This is a genomic window from Bacillus sp. IBL03825, assembly GCF_024712505.1.
In the GTDB taxonomy this organism is placed as follows: domain Bacteria; phylum Bacillota; class Bacilli; order Bacillales; family Bacillaceae_G; genus Bacillus_A; species Bacillus_A wiedmannii.
In genome coordinates this window covers 5,053,861-5,078,077 of the sequence record NZ_JAMXKE010000001.1, presented here as the reverse complement: position 1 = coordinate 5,078,077, position 24,217 = coordinate 5,053,861, and the positions used below count along the sequence as shown (strand labels likewise).

The 24,217-nt window shown below is 36.4% G+C and carries 22 protein-coding genes; 15 read left to right on the top strand and 7 right to left on the bottom strand.

Annotated features, from left to right (window positions below):
- Positions 1-16: 16 nt before the first annotated feature.
- Positions 17-1,273 carry a polyamine aminopropyltransferase gene (locus NHG49_RS26305; protein ID WP_258126703.1) on the bottom strand — a complete coding sequence of 419 codons (1,257 nt, stop codon included), beginning with the start codon at positions 1,271-1,273 and terminating at the stop codon, positions 17-19.
- A gap of 397 nt (positions 1,274-1,670) precedes the next feature.
- Here NHG49_RS26305 and NHG49_RS26300 point away from each other — a divergent pair, with 397 nt between their 5' ends.
- The 5 genes from NHG49_RS26300 (at position 1,671) to chbG (ending at position 5,886) form a co-directional block, all read left to right on the top strand.
- Positions 1,671-1,973, top strand: coding sequence for a PTS sugar transporter subunit IIB (locus NHG49_RS26300; RefSeq protein ID WP_001023569.1), 303 nt, complete (start codon positions 1,671-1,673; stop codon positions 1,971-1,973).
- A 16-nt stretch (positions 1,974-1,989) separates the two neighbouring features.
- The gene (gene celB / locus NHG49_RS26295; protein WP_064476185.1) at positions 1,990-3,297 is read left to right on the top strand and encodes a PTS cellobiose transporter subunit IIC; all 1,308 of its coding nucleotides are present in this window, start codon (positions 1,990-1,992) and stop codon (positions 3,295-3,297) included.
- A 183-nt stretch (positions 3,298-3,480) separates the two neighbouring features.
- A complete protein-coding gene (locus tag NHG49_RS26290; RefSeq protein WP_000989050.1) occupies positions 3,481-3,804 on the top strand; it encodes a PTS lactose/cellobiose transporter subunit IIA in 324 nt (107 codons plus the stop codon).
- Between the two features lie 3 nt (positions 3,805-3,807).
- On the top strand, positions 3,808-5,133 hold the full coding sequence (celF, locus tag NHG49_RS26285) for a 6-phospho-beta-glucosidase (protein WP_000145757.1): 1,326 nt from the start codon (positions 3,808-3,810) through the stop codon (positions 5,131-5,133).
- A 48-nt stretch (positions 5,134-5,181) separates the two neighbouring features.
- Positions 5,182-5,886, top strand: coding sequence for a chitin disaccharide deacetylase (gene chbG / locus NHG49_RS26280; RefSeq protein WP_064476187.1), 705 nt, complete (start codon positions 5,182-5,184; stop codon positions 5,884-5,886).
- A gap of 38 nt (positions 5,887-5,924) precedes the next feature.
- Here the strand turns inward: chbG and NHG49_RS26275 are convergent, their stop codons facing one another.
- The gene (locus tag NHG49_RS26275; protein ID WP_088047795.1) at positions 5,925-7,106 is read right to left on the bottom strand and encodes a chromate transporter; all 1,182 of its coding nucleotides are present in this window, start codon (positions 7,104-7,106) and stop codon (positions 5,925-5,927) included.
- 189 nt (positions 7,107-7,295) lie between these two features.
- Between NHG49_RS26275 and exsM the strand changes: the two genes are divergently transcribed.
- Positions 7,296-7,709, top strand: a complete 414-nt coding sequence (gene exsM, locus NHG49_RS26270) for an exosporium regulatory protein ExsM (RefSeq protein WP_098273202.1) — start codon at positions 7,296-7,298, stop codon at positions 7,707-7,709.
- Positions 7,710-7,809: 100 nt separating this feature from the next.
- On the opposite strand, the gene NHG49_RS26265 is transcribed toward exsM, so the two are convergent.
- The 3 genes from NHG49_RS26265 to NHG49_RS26255 all read right to left on the bottom strand — a co-directional run bounded on the left by NHG49_RS26265 (position 7,810) and on the right by NHG49_RS26255 (position 12,608).
- On the bottom strand, positions 7,810-10,485 hold the full coding sequence (locus NHG49_RS26265; protein ID WP_064476190.1) for a sigma-54-dependent transcriptional regulator: 2,676 nt from the start codon (positions 10,483-10,485) through the stop codon (positions 7,810-7,812).
- A 104-nt stretch (positions 10,486-10,589) separates the two neighbouring features.
- Positions 10,590-11,327 carry a polysaccharide deacetylase family protein gene (locus NHG49_RS26260; RefSeq protein WP_258126701.1) on the bottom strand — a complete coding sequence of 246 codons (738 nt, stop codon included), beginning with the start codon at positions 11,325-11,327 and terminating at the stop codon, positions 10,590-10,592.
- Between the two features lie 207 nt (positions 11,328-11,534).
- Positions 11,535-12,608, bottom strand: a complete 1,074-nt coding sequence (locus NHG49_RS26255; RefSeq protein WP_016718934.1) for a glycosyltransferase family 4 protein — start codon at positions 12,606-12,608, stop codon at positions 11,535-11,537.
- Positions 12,609-13,196: 588 nt separating this feature from the next.
- On the opposite strand from NHG49_RS26255, the gene NHG49_RS26250 reads away from it, so the two are divergent.
- Both NHG49_RS26250 and wecB read left to right on the top strand, forming a co-directional pair.
- Complete coding sequence (locus tag NHG49_RS26250) at positions 13,197-14,567, top strand: UDP-glucose dehydrogenase family protein (RefSeq protein WP_308665365.1); 1,371 nt, start codon at positions 13,197-13,199, stop codon at positions 14,565-14,567.
- A gap of 74 nt (positions 14,568-14,641) precedes the next feature.
- Positions 14,642-15,757, top strand: coding sequence for a non-hydrolyzing UDP-N-acetylglucosamine 2-epimerase (wecB, locus tag NHG49_RS26245; RefSeq protein WP_088047796.1), 1,116 nt, complete (start codon positions 14,642-14,644; stop codon positions 15,755-15,757).
- A gap of 40 nt (positions 15,758-15,797) precedes the next feature.
- Here wecB and NHG49_RS26240 read toward each other — a convergent pair whose 3' ends face one another.
- Together NHG49_RS26240 and NHG49_RS26235 are read right to left on the bottom strand one after the other, a co-directional pair.
- Positions 15,798-16,937 carry an LCP family protein gene (locus tag NHG49_RS26240; protein ID WP_258126698.1) on the bottom strand — a complete coding sequence of 380 codons (1,140 nt, stop codon included), beginning with the start codon at positions 16,935-16,937 and terminating at the stop codon, positions 15,798-15,800.
- A gap of 74 nt (positions 16,938-17,011) precedes the next feature.
- The gene (locus NHG49_RS26235; protein ID WP_000926678.1) at positions 17,012-17,647 is read right to left on the bottom strand and encodes a YigZ family protein; all 636 of its coding nucleotides are present in this window, start codon (positions 17,645-17,647) and stop codon (positions 17,012-17,014) included.
- A gap of 239 nt (positions 17,648-17,886) precedes the next feature.
- Here NHG49_RS26235 and NHG49_RS26230 point away from each other — a divergent pair, with 239 nt between their 5' ends.
- The 7 genes from NHG49_RS26230 (at position 17,887) to hpf (ending at position 24,136) form a co-directional block, all read left to right on the top strand.
- Positions 17,887-18,729, top strand: coding sequence for a DegV family protein (locus NHG49_RS26230; RefSeq protein WP_000844775.1), 843 nt, complete (start codon positions 17,887-17,889; stop codon positions 18,727-18,729).
- A gap of 172 nt (positions 18,730-18,901) precedes the next feature.
- Positions 18,902-19,216: a winged helix-turn-helix transcriptional regulator gene (locus NHG49_RS26225; RefSeq protein ID WP_000400858.1), complete on the top strand. Its 315-nt coding sequence runs from the start codon at positions 18,902-18,904 to the stop codon at positions 19,214-19,216.
- Between the two features lie 146 nt (positions 19,217-19,362).
- Positions 19,363-20,769, top strand: a complete 1,407-nt coding sequence (locus NHG49_RS26220) for a C40 family peptidase (protein ID WP_142289379.1) — start codon at positions 19,363-19,365, stop codon at positions 20,767-20,769.
- A gap of 127 nt (positions 20,770-20,896) precedes the next feature.
- Complete coding sequence (gene comFA, locus NHG49_RS26215) at positions 20,897-22,246, top strand: ATP-dependent helicase ComFA (RefSeq protein WP_098625483.1); 1,350 nt, start codon at positions 20,897-20,899, stop codon at positions 22,244-22,246.
- Positions 22,246-22,950 (top strand): ComF family protein, encoded by a 705-nt coding sequence (locus NHG49_RS26210; RefSeq protein WP_064476195.1) that lies wholly within the window; start codon positions 22,246-22,248, stop codon positions 22,948-22,950. The genes comFA and NHG49_RS26210 overlap by 1 nt, the downstream gene beginning before the upstream one ends.
- A gap of 126 nt (positions 22,951-23,076) precedes the next feature.
- The gene (gene cspC, locus NHG49_RS26205; protein ID WP_001990088.1) at positions 23,077-23,274 is read left to right on the top strand and encodes a cold shock protein CspC; all 198 of its coding nucleotides are present in this window, start codon (positions 23,077-23,079) and stop codon (positions 23,272-23,274) included.
- 319 nt (positions 23,275-23,593) lie between these two features.
- Positions 23,594-24,136: a ribosome hibernation-promoting factor, HPF/YfiA family gene (gene hpf, locus NHG49_RS26200; protein WP_000671193.1), complete on the top strand. Its 543-nt coding sequence runs from the start codon at positions 23,594-23,596 to the stop codon at positions 24,134-24,136.
- Positions 24,137-24,217 lie beyond the last annotated feature (81 nt).

The following is a 24,217-nucleotide window of genomic DNA, read 5'->3' as shown; positions in this document are numbered from 1 at the left end:
CCTCACTATAATATCGTTAAAACTCCATTTCTTTTTTATAACACTGATGTAGGATAAGGTTTGATTTTGAATTTAAAAGGGCAAGGTTACGCTGTTCGAGATGTTCTTCTTTAAATTGAAATAAGGGAGAAAGAAGAGAAGGTAATGTTTGAGGAGTTGGTACAACATATAATTGCTCAATTTGATCAAGTACATAGTCAGAATTAGCCGCAATATGAAATCCCCAGTCAGTTCCAAAAGAAGGAACGATTGTATGATAACTTTTCACAGTTAATCCAGCATGTTCAATTGTGTTACCGATACTCCAATATACAAGGGGTGCATCAGCAGGTGAATTAGATTGACAGACGAACGCGCCATCTTCTGTTAAAAACGTAGCGATACGAGCAAAAAGTTCACTTGTATATAAAGTACTTAACAACTCTGTCGCTGGGTCTGGAAAATCAATAATGATTACATCGTATAAAGAGGAAGGAGAATTCAGAAATTTCTTTGCATCGCATACGTGTGCATTCACACGATTATCAAAAAATGCGCTTTTGTTCAAAGAAACTAATTCAGGAACATTACGAGCCATATCAATCATCGATCCATCTAAGTCAACAAGGTCTACATGTAGCACAGTTTCATACTTCAAAACTTCTCGTAAGGCAAGGCCATCGCCACCACCTAATATGAGAACACGTTTTGGATCAATTACTTTTGACATAATCGGATGCACAAGGGCTTCATGATAAATTTGTTCGTCAACGGAACTGAATTGTAGTTGTTTGTCTAAATATAAACGGACATCGCTTACTTGTAACAAAGTAATATTTTGATAATTACTTTGTTCTGCAAATAAACTCGTATGCTCGCCATTTTGTATCTGTTGTAGAGAAATTGTATCCCATACATCTAAGTTGTGTGAACTTGTTTCTATTATAGGTTCCAATTGTTCTTGTTTGTCCTGTTTGTCCTGTTTATCTTGTTTATTTTGCTTGTCCTGCTTGTCTTGTTTATTTTGCTTGTCCTGTTTGTCCTGTTTATTTTGCTTGTCCTGTTTGTCCTGTTTATTTTGCTTGTCCTGTTTGTCCTGTTTATTTTGCTTGTCCTGTTTGTCTTGTTTGTTTTGCTTGTCTTGTTTGTCCTGTTTGTTTTGCTTATCCTGCTTATTTTCTATTTCCTGTTGTTCTAGTTCAAATTTGTCAGAGTCTAATTCAGAACGCTTGTCTTTTTTATAGCTTGTTATTCTATAAATCTTTATTTTGTTCTGTTTTCTATGTTTTGGCATAGGAATCCCCTTTCGAATTTTGTTATTTTATTCTATTCTATGTAATTTAGTAGAGGTGGCTTGGACAATAGATAGAAGAATGTGTTTAAGAGAGGTTTATTTTTTCACTAGATTTTCACGCTAAAAAAATTTTAGTGTTTTTTTGTTTTGAATACAACTAGACAACTAAACACTAATCTATTTTCATACAGTTATGTGTTAAAAGCGTGTTGTTTTATAACACACTGTGTGTTTTTTGATGACACACTAATTGAAAGCGTTAACACACAAAGAAAACAGTCGAAAAAGTGCTGATTTTAGTGGTTTTAAAAAGTTGGCACGCTAATTGCATTAATAAATAGCGTAAAGAAAAATAAATAAACATAAATTTTTTATACTACACAAGGGGGATTTTCAAATGAATATTTTATTATGTTGCTCAGCAGGGATGTCTACAAGTTTACTAGTTACAAAAATGGAAGCGGCTGCAAAAGCTCGCGGTCTAGAAGGAAAGATTTGGGCTGTATCTGGGGATGCAGTAAAAACAAATATCGATCAAGCAGATGTATTATTACTAGGACCACAAGTTCGTTACATGCTTTCTTCAATGAAAACGCTTGCTGATGAGAGAAACGTTGGAATCGACGTTATTAATCCAATGCACTACGGCATGATGAATGGAGAAGCAGTTTTAGATCACGCATTAACACTTAAAAAATAATTAGGGGGGAAGCGAAATGCAAAAGTTTATTGCATTCATGGAGAAATATATTGTTCCTGTCGCTGGTAAAATCGGATCGCAACGTCACTTAGCTGCGATCCGTGATGGATTTATTGCAGTTATGCCACTTATTTTAGTTGGTGCACTGGCATCACTAATTAATGGTTTTCCGTCTGAAGCTTTCCAAGAGTTCATGAAAGGTTTGTTTGGTGAAACGTGGAAACAAGTTGGCGGTGGAATGTGGACTGGTTCTTTCGCAATTTTAGCACTAATCATAGCATTTACAACAAGTTATAACTTAGCAAAATCTTACGGCGTTGATGGTTTGTCAGCAGGTATTATTTCATTTGGTGCGTTAATTATTCTTACGCCAACAACACCGAAAGAAGGCGGATTGAACTTAGCTTGGACAGGGGCACAAGGGCTATTCGTAGCAATTATCGTGGCACTCCTTGTTACTGAAGTATTCCGTTTCTTTGTACAAAGAAACATTACTTTTAAAATGCCTGATGGAGTACCGCCAGCAGTTTTAAGATCTTTCGCAGCTATAGTTCCAGCATTTGTTATCTTAACAGTAGTTGCAGGTATTCAATTAGCAGTGAAATTAGCTGGTACAAGTGTTCATGAATTTATCTTTAATACGATTCAATCACCACTGCAAAGTTTAGCAGGGACATTACCAAGTGCAATTATCATTGTACTCCTTGTTCATCTTCTTTGGTTCTTCGGTTTACATGGGCCAAATATCGTTGGTGGTATTATTGAGCCATTATACTTACCGGCATTAGAGAAAAATATGAAGTTATTCCAAGGTGGTACATCTGCATTTGATGTTCCAAACATTATTACAAAACCATTCTTTGATACTTTCGTATATCTTGGTGGTTCTGGTGCAACATTAGCGTTCTTAGTGGTCGTATTAATTGTAGCAAAAAGTGCACAATTACGCGGTGTATCTCGCTTATCAATTGGACCAGGTGCATTCAATATTAACGAACCAGTAATCTTTGGTACACCAATTATTTTAAATCCAATTTTATTCTTACCGTTTATCCTAACACCAATTGTATTAGTAATTACTTCTTATACAGCAATATCTATTGGTTGGGTACCAAAAACAGTTGTGATGATTCCATGGGCAACACCACCAATTATTAGTGGTTATCTTGTAACAGGTGGACATCTTTCAGGTGCAATTCTACAGTTATTCAACTTTGTAATTGCGATGGTAATCTACTATCCATTCGTTGTATTATCTGACCGTTCTGTTGTTCGTACTGAAAAAGCAGCAGCACAAGGAAATAACAACTCTGTACCTATGTAACATAGTAATTGTTCTCACGGGTAACATTATCTGTGAGAACAATCACCTTTATATCATGTTCAGAAAGATGAGACCCATCTACAAGAACACCAAACTATCATTCATAAAATAATAATTTAATAGAAATGTTCAAACTGAAGGGGTATTTCAATCGGTTGAACCATAATAGAGAGGGCGGTAATTATGATGACTACAGCAGAACAAATTCCATTCCAATTAATTTTAAATAGTGGTAATGCACGAAGCTTTGCGATGGAGGCACTTCAATTTGCCAAACAGGGGAAAATGGCAGAGGCTGATGAAGCGATGGTAAAGGCGAAAGAAGCGATTAATGAAGCGCATCATTTCCAAACAGAGCTCATACAATCAGAAGCAAGAGGAGAAAAAACAGAGATTAGTGTTCTTTTAATTCATGCACAGGATCATTTAATGAATGCGATTACAGTAAAAGAATTAGCAGCTGAATTTATTGACCTTTATAAAAAGTTAGAAGCGAAAGGGGAATAAAGCATGACTGGAATTAAAATTGCTACAATCGGCGGTGGATCTAGTTATACACCAGAGTTAATTGAAGGATTTATTAAGCGTTATGATGAGCTTCCTGTTCGTGAAATTTGGTTAGTAGATATTGAGGCAGGAAAAGAAAAGTTAGAAATCGTTGGTAACTTAGCGAAACGTATGGTGAAAAAATCTGGTTTACCAATCGAGGTACATTTAACACTTGATCGCCGTGAAGCATTAAAAGATGCTGACTTCGTAACAACGCAGCTTCGCGTAGGTTTATTAGAAGCTCGTGCAAAAGATGAAGCAATCCCATTAAAATATGATGTAATCGGTCAGGAAACGAATGGTCCTGGTGGTTTATTCAAAGCACTGAGAACGATTCCTGTTATTTTAGATATTTGTAAGGATATGGAGGAGCTTTGTCCGAATGCATGGTTAATTAACTTCGCGAACCCAGCTGGTATGGTAACGGAAGCTGTGCTTCGTTATACAAATATTCAAAGAGTAGTTGGTCTATGTAACGTTCCAATCGGAATCCGTATGGGTCTTGCAAGATTACTTGAAGTAGATGCAAGTCGTGTCCACGTTGATTTCGCAGGTTTAAATCATATGGTATACGGACTAGATGTATATTTAGATGGCGTAAGTGTAATGGATCGTGTGTTAGAGCTTGTAACAGATCCAGAAAAGCAAATTACGATGGAAAATATTGCAGCGCTTAACTGGGAGCCAGACTTTATTCGCGGCCTTCGTGCAATTCCATGCCCATACCACCGTTATTACTACAAAACACGTGAAATGTTAGAAGAAGAGAAAGAAGCTTCTGTTGAAAAAGGTACACGTGCAGAAGTAGTAAAACAATTAGAAGATGATTTATTCGAGTTATATAAAGATCCGAACTTAGATATTAAACCACCACAATTAGAAAAACGTGGCGGCGCTTATTATAGTGACGCAGCATGTAGCTTAATTACGTCTATTTACAATAATAAAGGTGATATTCAGCCTGTTAATACACGAAACAACGGAACAATTGCAAGCTTACCACATGATTCGGCTGTTGAAGTGAACTGTATTATTACGAAAGAAGGTCCAAAACCAATTGCAGTTGGAGATCTTCCCGTACCAGTTCGCGGTTTAGTACAACAAATTAAATCATTTGAGCGCACAACAATTGAAGCTGCTGTTACAGGGGATTATCATAAAGCGCTGCTTGCTATGACAATTAATCCACTTGTACCATCAGATAAAGTTGCAAAACAAATTTTAGATGAAATGTTGGAAGCACATAAAGAATATCTTCCACAGTTCTTCAAAAAGGTAGAGAAATAAAGCGGCGCTATTTAGCCCGCTTTTTTTATTCTATTAGGAGGTATTACGATGATTAAGTTAATTGTAAATGCAGATGATTTCGGTCTTACAGAAGGTACAAATTACGGCATTATTGATGGACATATAAATGGACTTGTAAATTCAACGACAATGATGATGAATATGCCAGGAACAGAGCATGCGGTACGCTTAGCAAAAGAGTATAACCTACTCGGAGTAGGCGTACATCTCGTATTAACAGCAGGGAAACCACTTCTTAGAGACGTACCATCACTTGTAAGTAGTGATGGATTGTTTCATAAACAAAGCGTCGTATGGAAAGGGAATGTAAATCCAGAAGAAGTAGAGAGAGAGTGGACTGCTCAAATTGAGAAATTCCTATCTTACGGATTAACGCCAACTCATTTAGATAGTCATCATCATGTGCATGGATTACCAATCTTGCACGATGTTCTTGAGAGGTTAGCGGCTACATATAATGTTCCAATTCGTCGTTGTGAGGAAGAGCGAGCAGTACGCCCGTTTTCTGACGTGTTTTACAGTGATTTTTACGCGGATGGTGTGACGGAAGATTACTTTGTGAAGTTAAAAGAAAGAGTAAAAGGTGAACAAACGGTAGAAATTATGGTTCATCCAGCTTATATTGATCCAGAGCTTGTGAAGCGTTCTTCTTACGTAATGGATCGTGTGAAAGAATTGCGTATTTTAACAGAGAGCGAGTTGCCTGAAGGAATAGAACTTGTGAAGTTTTAATAGAGAAACGACGGCTATATAATGCCGTCGTTTTTTGCTTACAAGATGGATAGAACATACCCGCCAAAGGCTCCGAGTATAACGATAACCCAAGGTGGTGTTTTCCAAAAAGCGAGCAAGCAAAATAGAAGAGACGCAAAAACAAAATCTACAGCGTTTATAATTGTGCTTGTCCAAATAGGATCATAAAAAGCTGCTAATAAAATACCGACAACGGCTGCATTGACTCCAAGTAGTGCACCTTGTATGTAAGAGATTTTTCTCACACTGTCCCAAAATGGTAAAACACCAATAACGAGCAAGAAAGCAGGAAGAAAGATCGCAATTGTTGCGAGTATGGCTCCAAGCGTCCCGTTTAAAACTGCTCCTATATAAGAGGCGAATGTAAATAGTGGACCTGGTACCGCTTGTGTTAATCCGTATCCAGCTAGGAACTGTTCTTTCGTCATCATTCCGTTTTGTACGAACTCACCTTCAAGAAGGGGTAGAACGACGTGTCCGCCTCCAAATACAAGTGCACCAGAGCGATAGAAACTATCAAATAAAGCGATGTAATAAGAGAACGGTCTTACTATTGGTAGCAGTATTAATAGTCCGAAGAATAAGATGAGACAAGAAACTGCTATCTTTTTTGAAATAGGTACTTTTATATTTTGAGATTGGCTAATTGGTTGGTTGCGATATAAAAACCAGCCTATAAAGCCCGATATTATAATAAGGGTGACTTGTGTCCAACTGCTTGGCCATAATAAGGCGATTGCGGCAGTTACAATCGCAATCGTCGCACGATTTCGGTCTGGCGTTAATTTTTGTGCCATTCCCCATATGGCATGAGCAACAATGGCGACTGCTACAAGTTTTAGTCCGTGAATCCAGCCAGCACTTCCAAGATCGAACTGATTAAGGAATGAGGCGAAGAAAACTAAAACAAGCACAGACGGTAAAGTGAATCCAATCCATGAAATAATAGCACCTAATACCCCGCCTCTTAATAATCCAACCCCCATACCGACTTGGCTGCTAGCAGGACCAGGGAGGAATTGGCATAGTGCTACTAAATCACCATAGCTTCGTTCATCCATCCATTTTCTTTTTTGTACATATTCGTGGTGGAAATAGCCGAGATGGGCGACGGGGCCACCAAATGAAGTAATTCCTAATTTAAATGAAACGAGAAAAATCTCTAATAATGTGTGAAAAGTGTATTTGTTATTTTTCAAAACGACCTCCGAGAATGTTTTTCTATGTGCATTATACAAAAGATAGTGAAGCAAAAGGAACGATTCTAATGTAAAGATTGTGTGAATCTTTTCTTCGTAATTAAAATTTGAAAAAGTCATAAATGATTATGTATAAACCATAAAGTAGTAGAAGTAGTGCTGGGAAATTTATATGAGGAGAATGCCCGTATGACAACACATTTCTTTGCGAGGTTAACAGGAAAGAGGGAAATACCTCCTGTAAATACAGAAGCTTATGGTGTAACAGAGTTTATATTTAGTGATGATTTAAAGAAATTACAATATCGGATCATATTGAAAAACATCGAAAAAGTTACATCATGCCAAATTCATTTAGGAAAAGCGGATCAAATAGGTCCAGTGATTTTAAATTTGTTTGGTCCAATAAAGCAAGGTATTAGTGTAAATGAAGGAGTCGTGACCGGTGTAGTCAATGTGGAAGATTTTGAAGGCCCTTTACAGGGAAGAGCGTTTGATAGCCTACTTCAAGAAATCATTCAGGCAAATGTATATGTAAATGTTTATACAAAGTCCAATAAGAAGGGCGAAATCAGGGGGAGAATCAGAAAAGTAAAGAAGTAGAAAAAAGGCTGTCCATATTTTGGAACAGCCTTTTTTTCTATAAGGTGCAAATTTTAGTGGTTATTATCGTTAAATCGATATATTTAAAAAACTACTTCGATTAATTTTTTACAGGCTGATTTTTAATGAAGAAGTCCATGATATAAAACACTTCATCATCAGGTATTTGTATTTCAAATGTATTTTCAATTGGTTGTAATGCTTTTTTCACTTTCATATACATCCAGTACTCATCTTGTCTTCGTTTCTCTTTATCTGGATGAGGGAGGAGGCTTTCTCCTTTTTGAAGACGGTCAACCATACAGCTCATATGCAGAATCACACCCATTAAGCTGTCAGGAGTTAGCTGTAAGGAAATTAATTCTTGAATTGTATTTAATGCGTAACGAATTGTTTTAATAAGTAATGCTCCGTCGTTCCGCTGCATTTGTTGTTCCAGAATATCAGCCATTTTTGCATATGTTTCTTCATACGTAATTAATTCTTGAATTGGCTGAATCGCTGTGTAGTTTACAATGTCTTGGAAATGGTATGTTAAGCATGGCACCTGCACATCGAAATTTGTGACGATACAAATGATATTCCGTTCTTTTTTTATATTCTCAATCATTTTCGTTAAATCTTTTTCATGGACGATACTAATCGGAATAATTTCAATTAAGTCTTTGTCAAATCGCAAATAGTTCTCTAACATTTTTTGAATAGCTAAAGCACTGCCTTCCCCAGTTAAACAAGCTGTTAAAATAACAGACTTCATTGGTGATAGTGGCTTTTTCTTTTCTTCTTGTACGTTTAAGTAAAACGGTGTTAAGTTCTTCACTGTTTCATATAATGCATCTAATGAGTAGCCAAGTTGAGCTTTTCGAGCTGCTTCTAGTGCATGTGGAGTGCTTGTCATGGAAAGAACACGTACCGGAATTTTGAACTCAGTTTCTAATATATCACCAATATAAGCGAGCGAGCCCATATCGACGAGTAAGAGAAGTCCATTTACATTTTGGAGTGTTTTCATATACACTTTCACACGCTCTAAGAAATCTTTCGGCGATTCATGTAACGGCATATCGATACCGGTTACTTCCTCAATGCCGAGCAGTTCGTTTGCGACGTTTGCCATTTCTGTTGCGATGCCGTTGCCGTGCGCTAATATTAATACCTTTACTTCTGTTTGTGAGGCAGGAATTGGATCAACAACGAAGAACATTGTTAAAAAGCCTGCTTCATCAATAGGCATTGTTATGTGTAATTCGTCCTCCAGTAGTTGAATGCATTGCATGGCTACGGAAAAAGCGTCTTTATATTTCGTACGAATTTGATTTAATTGTGGGTGATGAATTTGTTTCCCAGCTTGTAAACGTTGTAGAGTTGTCTGTACATGTAAGCTTAAAGCGAGAAATACTTTTTCATCAAACGTCTTAGATAAATGCTTTTCAGCAAGTTCCGCAATTCTTTCACATACGGAAACGATATTACGATCCACAATTTTAAAAACATTTTCATGACTTGTTTTTTTGGAAATTTGGTTAAAATATTGTACGAAAAAGCTTTGAATATCATTTTCTATTAGTAATTCTAATTCGTCTTCTTCAATACCGCGAGCTTGAAGTTCTTCGTATTTATAATCAATATAATCGTAAATAGAAGACCGTTTTTCATTCTCTATTTTATGATTACTCCAACCTTCATCACTTGTAAATATAAATGTTTCATTTGGTATTTGGTATAGATGACGGCTCTTTCTTTCAATGAATAGTCCTTCTTTCATATACCAAGGTAAATCTGTACTTGAAACATAGACAGAATCACGTTTCTTTGTCACAAATTCAGAGTAGGCTTTCGCACAGGCAATTTGTACATCCGTTTTTAATTGCCCGATGTTATTGGGGCAATTGTAAAAGACGAAAGCGCGCATTGCATTCGGACTAACGTGAATTTCTTTTCGCAGACGGATTGCTTCATTTGTGAAAAATAGTTGCAGTAAAGCAAATCGTTCTTTATGTGTACGCTCACGAAGTGGTGGTAGCGTAACAGTCATTGGTATACGTCTTGTAAATGTTTTTAATAAAAATGAATTTGGTTCTTCTGTTGTTGCAGTAATGATTAATACTTGTGCTGTACGCTCGTTTTCTGTTTCTCCAAGGCGGCGGTATACCCCGCGGTCAATAAAGGTGAAAAGCATTTCTTGTCCCTCGGGAGGAAGGCGATGTACTTCATCTAAGAAAAGGATCCCTTCATGTGCTTTTTCAATTAACCCTTTTTGATCACTTGCCCCTGTATAAGCTCCTTTTTTAATCCCAAATAATTGCCCCAGTAGTAGCTGTGGATTATTTGCGTAATCGGCACAGTTAAAGACGATAAATGGTGCATTTTTAGGAAGCTGTTCAACTTCAATTGCATATTCGTGCATTAAAGAAGCGAACATAGATTTTCCGACCCCTGTTTCTCCTAGCAGTAAAGTATGCATACCGTTTGGAGGATAGAGAATAGAAGCTTTCGCTTTTTCGATTGCGATTTTAAGGCTTGTATTTTCAATTGCAAATGTATCTAATGAAGTCATTTCCTTTGAATGCGTTTCCAACGAAGCGTTCGTTTCTATATAAAAACGAACAGGACGCGTATTTGTTTTTAATAAACGTTTATCTTTTACAAGTTTGTTTAAGTCGCTACTTACATTGGCGCGATCTAGTTGTAGAAGGCTAGCGAGTTCTGATGCGGTTACACCTTCTATATAATTACCTTCTTGTATTGCGTTAAAAATGAGATCTATTCGTTTCATTTCTATTCACCTCGAAAATTCATCGCTATTTAAAATTTTACACAAAAATGGGAAGGGTGGGAAGAGAAAAATAAAACAGCTTTAGCACATAGGCACTAAAGCTGTTACAATCTTGTGTCTTTCCAAAAGTTCACTTCGAGGTGAGAAGATGGATTATAGGGAAGAAGTTTGTATCCTTGTGACTGTAAGTAATCAATTAATTTGGGCAGTATTTGTACGGTTACACTCGAGTCATGCATTAAAATCACTTCGACTTGTTCATCGCTCTGATTACGTACTCTTTCTAGTATGGCAGAAGGATTGTCATAGCTTTTCCAGTCATATGTATCGATTGTCCAATCCCACATTTTATACCGGGCGGATACAAGTGCATCACGGTAATTCTTTTTTAAGTAAGGCATGCTACCGTACGGGACACGAACGAGATGTGTATTTAATTTTGTAACTTGCTGAACAATATTTTGTGTTTGTTCCATTTCTGTAATTAAAGCGGATGGATCACCAGTGTAAAGGCGTTTTACATCGTGTGACATACTGTGAAGTCCGATATAATGCCCCTCTTTAATTAATCGTTGCATTGTTTTTTTATAATGTGGCACTTTTCCACCAATAACAAAGAAAGTTGCTTTTCCGTTCTTTTCTTTTAAGATGTTTAAAATTTGCGTAGTATATTTGTTTGGTCCGTCATCAAATGTTAAGTACGCGATTTTTTGGATAGGAGAGGTAGTTTCAGTATTTGGATGATGTTCAGCAGGGGGCATTGTAGTTGCTCCTGCATGAGATGACGCGTACATAGTAATCGTTAAAAATAAAATAATGTATTGAGATACTCGCTTGATCATAACATTCACCCTCAGTTTGACAATCAAGATGTAAAAAAGAAAATATAATCCTTTTCTTATTATGTATATCTTTCTCCAATAGTGGGACTCTCAAACAAACTATATTTTGGAAATATGAAATGAGGAGTAAAAAATAAAAAATAGCACCCTCTTATAAGAAAGAGGGTGCTATTTGAATATTTCATAATTGTAAAGGCTATACTACAATTAGTCTTCGCGTTTTTTCACTTTTTTATAGAAGGAAATAAGTGGTTTGTAACGTTCATGTACAAGCCCAATTACTTCAGCAATGATTTCTGTAAAGAAGATTAAAACGAAAAGAAGAATAATGGATAACCATAATGTCGCACTAGAGAAAATGATTGCATTTACACTAAAGAAAATACCGAATGCGTATATAATTAGTACCGTTTTACGATGAGAGAAGCCCATTGCAAGTAAACGGTGATGTAAATGCGATTTATCTGGTGCTGAAATAGGTTTTTTATTTACGATACGGCGGATAATTGCAAATGTCGTATCAAATACAGGTACGCCTAAAATGATAACTGGAACGATAAAGCTGAATAACGTTACACTTTTGTATAATCCAAGTAACGATATAACAGAAATACAGTATCCTAAAAATAGTGCGCCTGTATCTCCCATGAAAATTTTTGCTGGATGGAAGTTGTAGAATAAAAATCCAATTGTACTTGCTAATGTAATTAATGCTAGCGGTAAGATAATAGCGGCTCCAGTGCCCCATGGGCTAGTGAAGGCCATATATGCTAGCGTTGCAAGTACGATAGATGAAATACCAGCAGATAACCCATCTAAGCCATCAATTAAGTTGATTGCATTTGTAATACCTACAATCCAAAATACTGTAATTGGATAAGCAAGCCATCCGAGTTCAGTATCCCCGAGGATTGGAATATATAATACTTGCACTAATAATCCACTTTTTACAATCATTATGGCAACTAATAGTTGTCCACCGAATTTTACCTTCGCAGATAACTCGTACATATCATCTAAAATACCGATGATTACAATGATAATCGCACCTAGCGTTATCGATAACATTCTTTGTTCATATAAGCCGCCGACAACAAATCCTACAGCTACACCAATAAATATCGCTAATCCGCCAAGACGAGGCATAATCTTTTGGTGTACTTTACGAGCGTTTGGCTTATCTGTTGCTCCTATTTTAAAAGCTAACTTAATAACTAAAGGAGTAACGACGAGTACAGTGATGAAAGATGCCAAAATGGCATAAATCACTTGTGAGTCCATTAATACCCCACCCTTTTATAGTCTAACGTAAATTTTTTAATACATTTATCTGAAAATTATGATGTTTATTTACAGGCTCATAACATATGGTATCACAAAAAGATTAGAATTCAATCTTTTTTTCTGTTTACGGTAAATGGAAGCAGATAGAATATATGACAATTGTATACAGAATGTTGAATCATTTGAGAAGGTTAATCGTATTGGGCTTTGGAATATGACATTTTCTCTTTTTCTTCGATAGTGAATACTTTTATTTCAGTATTATAAGTGTTACACGTAGAAATGAGTAAGTTCCGTGTTAAAATGTGGGAATTTATCTGCATGAACGGGCAGTAAGGTTCGCACCTCAAAATTCAGTTGGAGAAAAGAAGTTAGGTGGCAATCTTAATTCCTGTAAAAGGCCGATTGGTTTAACTAATAATTAGTCGATGATGGATGCCCCTCACTGAATAAAGTTTCATTTTATATTCTTACATGTAATTTTACAAAAACTTAAAAAAGAATGGAAAAAGTAATTCATATAATAAAGAAGTAAAAGAGTTTTCTCATTTTTAATGTGAGAGGGGGAAGCACAGGGAGAATTCTATGTATTCGTATATTTTATATTTTATATTCCTGTGCGAAAAGGAAATGAAAATTACGATAATAGGTACCGGATACGTTGGATTAATTACAGGAGTAGGATTGGCAATGTTAGGCCATTCAGTCACATGTTTTGATATAAATGATGAGAAAATTGAACGGATAAAGCAAGGAGATCTGCCAATTTATGAAGCGGGTTTATATGAATTAATAAATGATGCATGTGAGAATGATTGTTTAACTTTTACAACATGTAGAGTAAAAGCATTTTACGATGCAGAATTTATATTTATTGCAGTTGGAACGCCATCTTTATTAGATGGGACAGCGGATTTAACATATATTCGAAGAGCTTGTGACGATATTGGAACATATGCGACGAACGACATTATTGTCGTTACGAAAAGTACGGTTCCTGTAGGTACAAATGATGTTATGAGGGGATGGATTGAGGAGAAATTACAAAATAGATATGAATTACATATTGTATCGAATCCGGAATTTTTACGGGAAGGTTCAGGGATTTACGATTTTTTTCAGGGAGATCGTATTGTAATTGGAGCAGATAATGAGGAAGCGGCACGAAAAGTAGAGAATTTGTATAGTGAATTACGCTTGAAAACGTATGTTACAGATATAAAAAGTGCAGAGATGATTAAATATGCATCGAATGCTTTTTTAGCGACAAAAATTAGTTTTATCAATGAAATCTCAAATATATGTGAGAAGGTAGGAGCCAATGTATTAGACGTTGCACAAGGGATGGGAATGGATAAGAGAATTGGGGCGTCTTTTTTAAATGCTGGCATTGGTTATGGGGGTTCGTGTTTTCCGAAAGATACGAAAGCCCTTGTGCAAATTGCAGGGAATGTGGCGCATGATTTTCGCTTGTTAAAAGCAGTCATTGAAGTGAATAATAAACAACAGTTGTTATTGATTGAGAAAGCGAAGAAAGTATTAAATATGAACAAGAAGCGGATTGCGGTGCTGGGAGCGGCATTTAAACCGAATACTGATGATATAAGAGACGCACCGTCCCTTATTATGATACAAGAATTAATTCATATAGGTGCGGATGTAGTTCTATATGACCCAAAAGCGATTCCAAATATGAAAAATATCTTTGGAGAGACTATACAATATAGCGAATGTATAGATGAATCGATTAGAGGAGCGAGTGCGGCTTTTATCATGACAGAATGGGAGGCTATCCGAGCTTATCCGTTAGAAAAGTACGCACAACTTATGAGAGAGCCTATTTTATTAGATGGAAGAAATTGTTATACTATTGAGGATGTCAAGAAGCAAGAAATAGATTATTATTCGGTTGGAAGAGAAAGTATTTGTAAAAGGGACTTTTCCGTTATTCGTTAAAAAGGCATGTATTCATGTATATTCTTATATGTCATAATAGAATTTGTAACTAGTGAAAGAAAAGAGGCAATGAAATGACTGAACGTTTAAAAGTAATGACAATTTTCGGGACACGTCCAGAAGCAATTAAAATGGCACCTCTTGTGTTAGAGTTGCAAAAGCATCCAGACAAAATTGAATCGATTGTGACTGTAACAGCACAACATCGTCAAATGTTAGACCAAGTATTAAGTATCTTTGGAATTACGCCAGATTTCGATTTGAATATTATGAAAGACCGCCAAACTTTAATTGATATTACAACGCGTGGTTTAGAAGGTTTGGATAAAGTAATGAAAGAAGCAAAGCCGGATATTGTACTTGTACATGGTGATACAACGACAACATTTATTGCAAGTTTAGCTGCTTTCTACAATCAAATTCCAGTAGGGCATGTTGAAGCAGGACTTCGTACATGGGATAAATATTCTCCATACCCAGAAGAGATGAATCGCCAATTAACAGGCGTCATGGCAGATCTTCATTTCTCACCTACAACAAAATCAGCAACGAACTTACAGAAAGAAAATAAAGATGAGTCACGCATTTTCATAACAGGAAATACAGCGATTGACGCACTAAAAACGACTGTAAAAGAAACATATAGTCATCCTGTACTAGAGAAACTTGGAAACGATCGTCTTGTACTTATGACAGCTCACCGTCGTGAAAACTTAGGAGAGCCAATGCGTAACATGTTCCGTGCAATTAAACGTCTTGTTGATAAGCATGAAGACGTACAAGTTGTGTATCCTGTTCATATGAACCCTGTTGTTCGTGAAACAGCGAATGATATTTTAGGCGATCATAGCCGCATTCATTTAATTGAGCCGCTAGATGTAATTGATTTCCACAATGTTGCAGCTCGTTCATACTTAATGTTAACTGATTCTGGTGGTGTACAAGAAGAAGCGCCTTCATTAGGTGTACCGGTTCTTGTTCTTCGTGATACAACAGAACGCCCAGAAGGTATTGACGCAGGTACATTGAAATTAGCAGGAACAGACGAAGAGACAATCTTTGGTCTTGCTGATGAGTTGTTATCAGATAAAGCAGCTCATGATAAGATGTCAAAAGCATCTAATCCTTACGGTGATGGCCGTGCATCAGAGCGTATTGTAGAAGCAATTTTGCAACACTTTAATAAGTAAATAAAAAAGAGCCAAATCATATGCGATTTGGCTCTTTTTGTTATTGCTGATTTCTCATAATCCACTCTGCATGAGCATTTGTGGATGGAGGAGGTTCAGTTGGTGTTTGGTTCTGATTCTGATTCTGATTCGTTTCTTTCTTCGCTTTTTCGTTAGAGTTAGCATTTGAAGAAGGATTTGATTGGGTTTTTGTAGTTTGATTTTCTTGAGTGTTTGCTGTTTCTCCTAATTCTTTTTTAATTTCGTTACGTACTGTCTCTACACCGATTGGGTCTGGAAGGAAGTAATAAATCCCACCTATTTTTTTGTCTTCTCCTTCAAGTTTGAACGTTTGTATTGTAGAAGGATCAAACCCAGATAGTTTATTGTAAAGTGCAAGTCCGTCAGAAATAGGAATGTCAGTTTTTATATATTTTCCAACGACGGCCGTTAAATCTTTAATTTTAAATACGGTAGAGGCTGAATTTAGTTTTTGAGCAACAGCGGCTAGTAATTGTCTTTGTCTAGCGGCCCGACCATAATCGCCGTTTGGATCCTGCTTTCGCATACGTACATATGCGAGTGCTTCTTCCCCATTTAAGTCTTGTTGTCCTTGCTTAAATTCGATTTTTTTGTAGTAATCCACGTCCGAACGCTCCCAAAAATCGAATGGGACATCAACAGTAACACCGCCAACAGCATCAACAATACCTTTAAAGCCTTGGAAATCAATTTTAAGATAATGGTCTACAGGCACTTTTAGAAAACCTTCGACAGTTTTGATTGCCATTTCTTCTCCACCGTAAGCGTGCGCAGCGTTAATTTTGTCCTCTTTGTTCTTACCAACAATTGGAACGCGACTATCACGAGGGATACTCATAAGCGAAATCTTTTTAGTTTTAGGGTTGACGGTCGCAAACATTAATGAATCTGTACGACCGTTTTGACCGTCCGTTGCGTAATCTTCTATACCCATAATGAGGAGTGTAAAAGGCTCCTTTGTAATTTCTACATCTTCGGTTCTCAAGTCCGATTTTTCACGAGTAAAACCACTATACATCCCCATGAGAGAAGAGTAGGAATTTAATATATAAAGTCCTACACCACCAAATAAAAATACGAAAATAAGGAAGTAGAAAAACTTTCTTCTTCGTTTCTTTTTTATTCTGCTATTTTGGAGATGATAATAACGTTCTTCCATATATAATCTCCTTAGTTCATTTGTAGGAAAGTAATTCACTACATTAATCTTTAAAGGTGAGGATGTAGTTATTCTTAGATAACATCTTGTTCTAAGTACAACATATCTCCTTCTGTAATTGTACATTTCCCATTTGTTAACTCAATCATCCAATCTGTGAATGCTTGTTTTCCGTCTTCTTCTACATACGTATCAAATGTGACATTTTCGAGATAATGTATATCTTTAATGGCATATTTCGAATTACGTAATTCATTTTCAATTTTGCCAAGTAATGTGTAATCAATTTCGGTCTGCATAACACGCATTAGTTTTCGCTGAACAACACCGACATGATTAATGCCTTCGCTTGTACATTTTCCATATGCGCGAATTAATCCACCTGCGCCAAGTTTGATGCCACCAAAATAGCGTGTAACGACAACGACGGTATCTTTTAAACCGCGTTTTTTTAGTACCTCTAACATAGGTACGCCAGCTGTGCCGCTAGGTTCTCCATCATCATTTGCTTTTTGGATTTGATCTTGTTCGCCAATCAAATACGCAGAACAATTATGTGTGGCATTCCAATTTTGTTTTTTTATTTTTTGTATAAATTCTTGAGCTTCTGCTTCGGTTGTAGCTCTGCTAACGTAACAAATAAATCTTGATTTTTGAATGACAATTTCGTGCTCACCGTAGTCTTTGATTGTTAAATATTGTAATAACACTCGTATACGCCCCTATCTACCAAAATGACTAGTACTTTACATTTTAAAAGCGAGCGTTTTTATATTCAAACATTTTTTATAAATAAGTTGAAATTTTTGGTGAGTATTTCACCTTCTTGTTGTAATTTGTCGAGATGGTAAGTATGATTTCAAATCGGCATTTTCATGTATGGATGCACCATTTTTAGTTTTCGTGTAAACTTAGGGAATAAAAACTTTTTTATAAGGCAGGTACGCAAATGAAAACAGCTATTGTTACTGATAGTACAGCATATATACCGAAGCATATTCGTGATGAACTCAATATATATATGATTCCATTAAACGTTGTGTTTGGAACGGAATCTTATCAAGAAGAAGCTGAAATTTCAGTAGATGATTTCTATGTAAAAGTACGTGAGCAAGAAGAACTTCCGAAAACTTCTCAGCCAGCAATCGGAAAGTTTGTTGAGTTATTTGAAGAACTATCTAAGGATTATGATGCGGTTATTAGCATTCATCTTTCAAGTGGGATTAGTGGTACATATCAAACAGCAACGACAGCCGGGCAAATGGTAGAGGGTATTGATGTATATACGTACGACTCTGAAATTAGTTGTGAAGTACAAGGATTCTATGTACGTGAAGGTGCAAAGCTAGCAAGCGAAGGAAAGGATCCGAAAGAGATCGTTGCCCGTTTTGATGAAATGAAGAAAACGATGGACGCTTATTTTGTAGTGGATGATTTACATCATTTACAACGTGGAGGACGATTAAATAGTGCACAAGCTTTCATTGGTAGTTTGTTACAAGTGAAGCCTGTTTTATATTTTAGAGATAAAATCATTATTCCATTTGAAAAGATTCGTACACGTAAAAAAGCGTTAAAACGAATTGTTGAAATTTTTGATGAGCAAGCAAGTCAAGGTGTACCTATGGAAGCAGTTATCATTCATGCACAACGTGAAGAGGAAGCGAATGAATGGAAGGCAGAATTAGAAGCAAAATATCCTCATGTTACAATCCGCACAGGCTATTTCGGTGCTGTAATTGGTACGCATTTAGGTGAAGGTGCACTAGGTCTTGGATGGTATACGAAGTAATAAGATATAAAAAGCTCTCTTTTTGAAGAGGGTTTTTTTACGGATATTTTACGTGTAGTTGACAAGTTAATATTTGGAAATGGTAAAATGTACGTAAAATAAAATAATGAGGAAAGTTTTATAACTTACTTTTTACAAGAAACTATATTATAATGGAAGAGAGGTGAAACATATGGAGCATAATTCTTGTTTATGTCCAAAGTTTGAGTCAGCTTTTACTTTGCTTAGTAAAAAATGGACTGGCTTAATTATTAAATCTTTGCTTGAAGAGTCAAAACGTTTTAGAGAAATCGCAGATATTATACCGAATATGAGCGATCGTATGTTATCAGAGCGTTTAAAGGAATTGGAAAGCGAAGGCATTGTAGTGCGTAATGTTTATCCAGAAGTACCAGTTCGAATCGAGTACGGCTTAACTGAAAAAGGGAAAGCATTAGAAAGTGTTATGGATGAAGTCCAAAATTGGGCTGAGAAATGGATGAAATAACGTTTTGATTTCATTCGTATTAGTGTATGTAACAAAACGTAAGGGAAACCTTGCGTTTTTTCTTTGCTTATAAAAAGCTTTTAGAATTCTACACATATATACAAAAATATGCATATTTTGCGATAGAGTTACATATAATATTACATTTGTTTTACAATAGCGTAACATTAGCAAAAAAAATCCCGAATTATGGTATAAATTTTATAGGTTATATACGGAAAAAGACAAAAGAAAGCGGTGTAAAAAATAAAATGAAAAAGCTAAAAATGGCATCTTGCGCATTAGTTGCAGGGTTAATGTTTTCAGGACTAACACCAAATGTATTTGCAGAAGATAAAATTTCTGACGTGAAATCACAAATTAATACACAAAATGACACTTTACATAAACAACAACAAGAACGTGATGAATTACAAAAACAAATGAATGACTTAAACAAAACAATTCAAGGTTTGGATAAATCTGTTCAAGCGAATGCTTCTAAACTTGATGAAACAACGAAAAAAGTTGCGGATACTGAGCAATTAATCGAAAATAAAAATAAAGATATTGCAGAACTACAAACGAAAATTGCAAAACGTGAAGAGTTATTAAGAAAACGTTTAGTTGCACTTCAAGAACAACCAAATACAAACGTTGTAACAGAAGTTCTTGTAAACTCTAAAAACGTTGCAGATTTAGTTGATCGTTTAACTTCTGTTTCTAAAATTCTTGAGTCTGATGAAGATATCATGAAAACACAACAAGAAGATCAAGCGAACGTGAAAAAAGATGTTGAAACGGTAAAAACAAAGCAAAAAGAATTAAAAGAAGCACAAGCTCAAATTGAAACTGCTAAGAAAGAACTTGACGCTGAAAAAGCGAAAAAATCAACAGCAGTAAATGATTTAAGCGGTAAAATGGATACAGTTGTAACTTCAATGACAAGTACGGAAAGTCAATTGAAAGATCTTGAAAAACAAGCACTACAATTACAACGTATTGCTGAACAAGAAGCACAAGAAAAAGCTGCACAAGAAGCTGCTGCTCAAAAACAAGCAGAACAAGCTGCTAAAGCTGCGCAAGCTCAGCCAGCACCTGCAGAGCAAGCTGCACCAGCAAATAATGGTGGACAAGCTCAAAAAGAAGAGCCTAAAAAGGAAGAACCTAAAAAAGAAGAACCTAAAAAAGAAGAGAAAAAACCAGCACCAACACCAGGCCCAGCTCCAGCTCCTGGCGTAATTGGTAAAGCACAACAATATTTAGGCATGCCATATGTTTGGGGAAGTGCATCTCCATCAAACGGTGGTTTTGACTGTAGTGGATTTATTTCTTACATCTATGGTGTAGGACGTCAAGACGTTGCAGGTTACTGGAATTCAGTTTCTAAAGTAAGTAGCCCACAACCTGGAGATTTAGTATTCTTCCAAGGTACTTATAAACCAGGTCCATCTCACATCGGTATTTACGTTGGGAATGGCCAAATGATTCATGCTGGTGATAAAGGGATTGCTTACGCTAGCTTAAGCAGTAGTTATAACCAAAAACACTTCTTAGGTTACGGAAGATTATAGGATTACAATTCAATAAAAAAATGTATATAAAGTCGATAGCTTACTATTTTATAAGTAGGTTATCGGCTTTTTTGAGTTTTTACGAGATTATGAGAAGGGTTTATAGTAGTGCTGGAGGTGCTTGCTGATGTTGGCAGGGAAACAGTTACTATTAGAGGAACTCTCTTCAGATTTACGGGATACATTACATGATTTGAAAAAGAAGGGGGAGGTCGTATGTGTACAAGGTGTAATAAAGAAGGCTTCTAAATATATATGTCAGCGCTGCGGAAATATAGAGCAGCGACTATTTGCATCATTTTTATGTAAAAGGTGCAGTAAAGTATGTACGTATTGCCGGAAGTGTATAACGATGGGGAGGGTAAGTGAATGTGCTGTACTTGTTCGTGGGATTGCTGAAAGAAAAGGAGAAAAAGGTGTAAATTCGTTACAGTGGAACGGGGCCTTGTCTACTGGTCAGGAGTTGGCGGCGCAAGGTGTTATAGAAGCTATTAAGAAGAAAGACTCTTTTTTTATTTGGGCTGTGTGCGGGGCTGGAAAGACAGAAATGTTATTTTACGGTATGGAAGAGGCATTGCGAAAAGGAGAAAGGGTTTGTATCGCAACGCCAAGAACAGACGTTGTACTAGAATTAGCGCCGAGATTACAAAAAGTGTTTCCAAATGTAAATGTAGCGTCCTTATACGGAGGAAGTGAAGATAGGGACAAAGATGCAGCTTTAGTCGTTGCAACTACGCATCAACTGTTACGTTACTATAGAACGTTTCATGTCATGATTGTAGATGAGATAGATGCCTTCCCGTATCATGCAGATCAAATGCTACAGTATGCAGTAAAACAAGCGATGAAAGAGAAAGCGGCGCGTATTTATTTAACGGCAACTCCCGATGAAAAGTGGAAGCGCAATTTCAGAAGGGGTAAACAAAAAGGTGTCATTGTCTCTGGGCGATATCACCGGCACCCGTTACCAGTTCCTCTATTTTGCTGGTGCGGAAATTGGAAGAAAAGTCTCCACCATAAAAGAATTCCTCGAGTGTTACTACAATGGTTAAAAATGTACGTAAGCAAAAAGTATCCCATTTTTTTATTTGTTCCCCATGTGCGATATATAGAAGAATTGAGCCTGATATTGAAAACGTTGTATCCTAGAATCGATGGTGTACATGCAGAAGATCCGATGAGAAAAGAAAAAGTAGCAGCTTTCAGAAAGGGAGAAATTCCGTTATTAGTTACAACGACAATTTTAGAGAGAGGAGTAACTGTGAAGAATTTACAAGTTGCGGTGTTAGGGGCAGAAGAAGCAATCTTTTCAGAAAGTGCGCTCGTACAAATTGCAGGCCGAGCAGGTCGTAGTTTTGAAGAACCTTATGGTGAGGTCGTTTATTTTCATTATGGTAAGACAGAGGCGATGGTACGCGCGAAAAGGCATATTCAAAGTATGAACAAAAAGGCGAAAGAACAAGGGTTAATCGATTAATGTATTGTCTACTTTGCGATGAGTATATGTTGGAAACAGTTAGTTGGTACACCTTCTTTGTAAAGCCTCTTAAAAAATATATATGTGATAGGTGTGAGCGGAAACTTTCCTATATTATAGGAGAGATTTGCATAGAGTGTGGGCGACCTTTAGAGGACTTGCCTTCCGAATATAAAGAAAATGATATTTGTATGGATTGCGTAAGGTGGATAAATGTGGAGAAGTATCGTCCTTTTAAAAATCGTTCTTTGCACGTGTACGATGATGAGATGAAAGAAATATTAGCACAGTTTAAGTTCCGGGGGGATGCGGAGTTGGTTCGTATTTTTCATCGATCCTTTCGGGAACTATTTCAAAAGTATTTTACGGATGTTTCAAGTGTTATTGCTGTTCCGCTTAGTAGGGAACGGGAATATGAACGTGGTTTTAATCAAGCAGAGTTATTAGCAGCTTGTTTGCCTGTCAAAATTTCTTATCCCTCATTAAGAAGAAGGGAAACAGAAAAGCAAAGTAAGAAGACACGTAAAGAAAGGCTTTCGGGAAGTAATCCTTTTTATTTTCAGGGAGAAGAGATGTTTCAGGGCCAACATATCTTACTCGTTGATGATGTATATACGACAGGAATTACAGTTAGACAAATTGGAAGTCTTTTATACGATAGAGGAGCAAGGGAAGTTTCTAGTTTGACGCTCTGTAGAAGTTGATCTGTAACTGTCGAAAGGGATAATAAAAAGACGATAAGTCTTCTTTGACTTCGTAAGTTGTCATTCGTTATAGTCAAAGTATGGGGCGAATGCCCTGATTTTAAGAGTGAAGGGAATGGAATGAACATGCAAGGAAGAGTGAAATGGTTCAATGCAGAAAAGGGATTTGGGTTTATTGAGCGTGAAGATGGTGATGATGTGTTTGTTCATTTTTCTGCGATTCAACAAGATGGATATAAGTCATTAGAAGAAGGGCAACAAGTTGAGTTTGACATTGTAGATGGAGCACGTGGACCACAAGCAGCTAATGTTGTAAAACTGTAGGAATATTGTTTTTGGGAAGAGAAAGCTGCGTTTGTGGCAACGTTATATATATGGTAGAACCTCTTGTTTTTGCAAGGGGTTTTTGTTACGAATCAAGTTGTCAAAAAGTTGTTTCTTTTCTGTAACGAATTGTCCACAGTTATATTCGTTATTCACGATGTTAATAGGATAAAATAAAGATAGAAACGATGCATCTTTTCATTTCAACAAAAAACGATAAAAAAATCGCAATTCCACTAATTTTTTTAAAAAAGTTAGAAGGAGTTTTTAAGCCAATGTCGAAATTATAGTACATAGGCTTGAAAGGAGGAATTCATCTATGAAATTCAACATTCGTGGTGAAAATATTGAAGTAACTCCAGCATTAAAGGAATATGTAGAGAAAAAACTAAGTAAGTTAGAGCGTTATTTTGATACATTCCCAGAGATTAAAGTTAATTTAAAAGTATACTCTGACAAGCAACGTGTCGAGGTAACAATTCCATTTACTGATTTATTACTTCGTGCAGAAGAAACTAATAGCGATATGTACGCTGCTATCGATTTAGTAGTTGATAAACTTGAGCGACAAATTCGTAAACATAAAACAAAGGTAAATCGTAAGTTACGTGAGAAAGGTTCTGTGAAAACGAACTTTATCCTTCCAGAAGCAGTAGCTGTTCTGGATGCGGTAGAAGAGGATGAATTAGAACTTGTACGTACAAAGCGATTTGATTTAAAACCGATGGACGTTGAAGAAGCGATCCTACAAATGGATATGCTAGGACATAATTTCTTCGTCTTCACAAATGCTGATACAAATGAAACTAATGTTGTATATGGCCGTAAAGACGGGAAATATGGTTTAATCGAAACTAAATAATAATTCAAAAGCGCAGCCGAAATGGCTGCGCTTTTTTTGCTGAAAATAGATTTTTTTAAAAAGTTTCCTTAATTTAGAACG

Bases quoted from the DNA above. Each gene is read 5' to 3' on its own strand.
- NHG49_RS26305 (WP_258126703.1), bottom strand. From the start codon at position 1,273: ATGCCAAAACATAGAAAACAGAACAAAATAAAGATTTATAGAATAACA.
- NHG49_RS26300 (WP_001023569.1), top strand. From the start codon at position 1,671: ATGAATATTTTATTATGTTGCTCAGCAGGGATGTCTACAAGTTTACTA.
- celB (WP_064476185.1), top strand. From the start codon at position 1,990: ATGCAAAAGTTTATTGCATTCATGGAGAAATATATTGTTCCTGTCGCT.
- NHG49_RS26290 (WP_000989050.1), top strand. From the start codon at position 3,481: ATGATGACTACAGCAGAACAAATTCCATTCCAATTAATTTTAAATAGT.
- celF (WP_000145757.1), top strand. From the start codon at position 3,808: ATGACTGGAATTAAAATTGCTACAATCGGCGGTGGATCTAGTTATACA.
- chbG (WP_064476187.1), top strand. From the start codon at position 5,182: ATGATTAAGTTAATTGTAAATGCAGATGATTTCGGTCTTACAGAAGGT.
- exsM (WP_098273202.1), top strand. From the start codon at position 7,296: ATGACAACACATTTCTTTGCGAGGTTAACAGGAAAGAGGGAAATACCT.
- NHG49_RS26265 (WP_064476190.1), bottom strand. From the start codon at position 10,485: ATGAAACGAATAGATCTCATTTTTAACGCAATACAAGAAGGTAATTAT.
- NHG49_RS26260 (WP_258126701.1), bottom strand. From the start codon at position 11,327: ATGATCAAGCGAGTATCTCAATACATTATTTTATTTTTAACGATTACT.
- NHG49_RS26255 (WP_016718934.1), bottom strand. From the start codon at position 12,608: ATGGACTCACAAGTGATTTATGCCATTTTGGCATCTTTCATCACTGTA.
- NHG49_RS26250 (WP_308665365.1), top strand. From the start codon at position 13,197: ATGTATTCGTATATTTTATATTTTATATTCCTGTGCGAAAAGGAAATG.
- wecB (WP_088047796.1), top strand. From the start codon at position 14,642: ATGACTGAACGTTTAAAAGTAATGACAATTTTCGGGACACGTCCAGAA.
- NHG49_RS26240 (WP_258126698.1), bottom strand. From the start codon at position 16,937: ATGGAAGAACGTTATTATCATCTCCAAAATAGCAGAATAAAAAAGAAA.
- NHG49_RS26230 (WP_000844775.1), top strand. From the start codon at position 17,887: ATGAAAACAGCTATTGTTACTGATAGTACAGCATATATACCGAAGCAT.
- NHG49_RS26225 (WP_000400858.1), top strand. From the start codon at position 18,902: ATGGAGCATAATTCTTGTTTATGTCCAAAGTTTGAGTCAGCTTTTACT.
- comFA (WP_098625483.1), top strand. From the start codon at position 20,897: ATGTTGGCAGGGAAACAGTTACTATTAGAGGAACTCTCTTCAGATTTA.
- NHG49_RS26210 (WP_064476195.1), top strand. From the start codon at position 22,246: ATGTATTGTCTACTTTGCGATGAGTATATGTTGGAAACAGTTAGTTGG.
- cspC (WP_001990088.1), top strand. From the start codon at position 23,077: ATGCAAGGAAGAGTGAAATGGTTCAATGCAGAAAAGGGATTTGGGTTT.
- hpf (WP_000671193.1), top strand. From the start codon at position 23,594: ATGAAATTCAACATTCGTGGTGAAAATATTGAAGTAACTCCAGCATTA.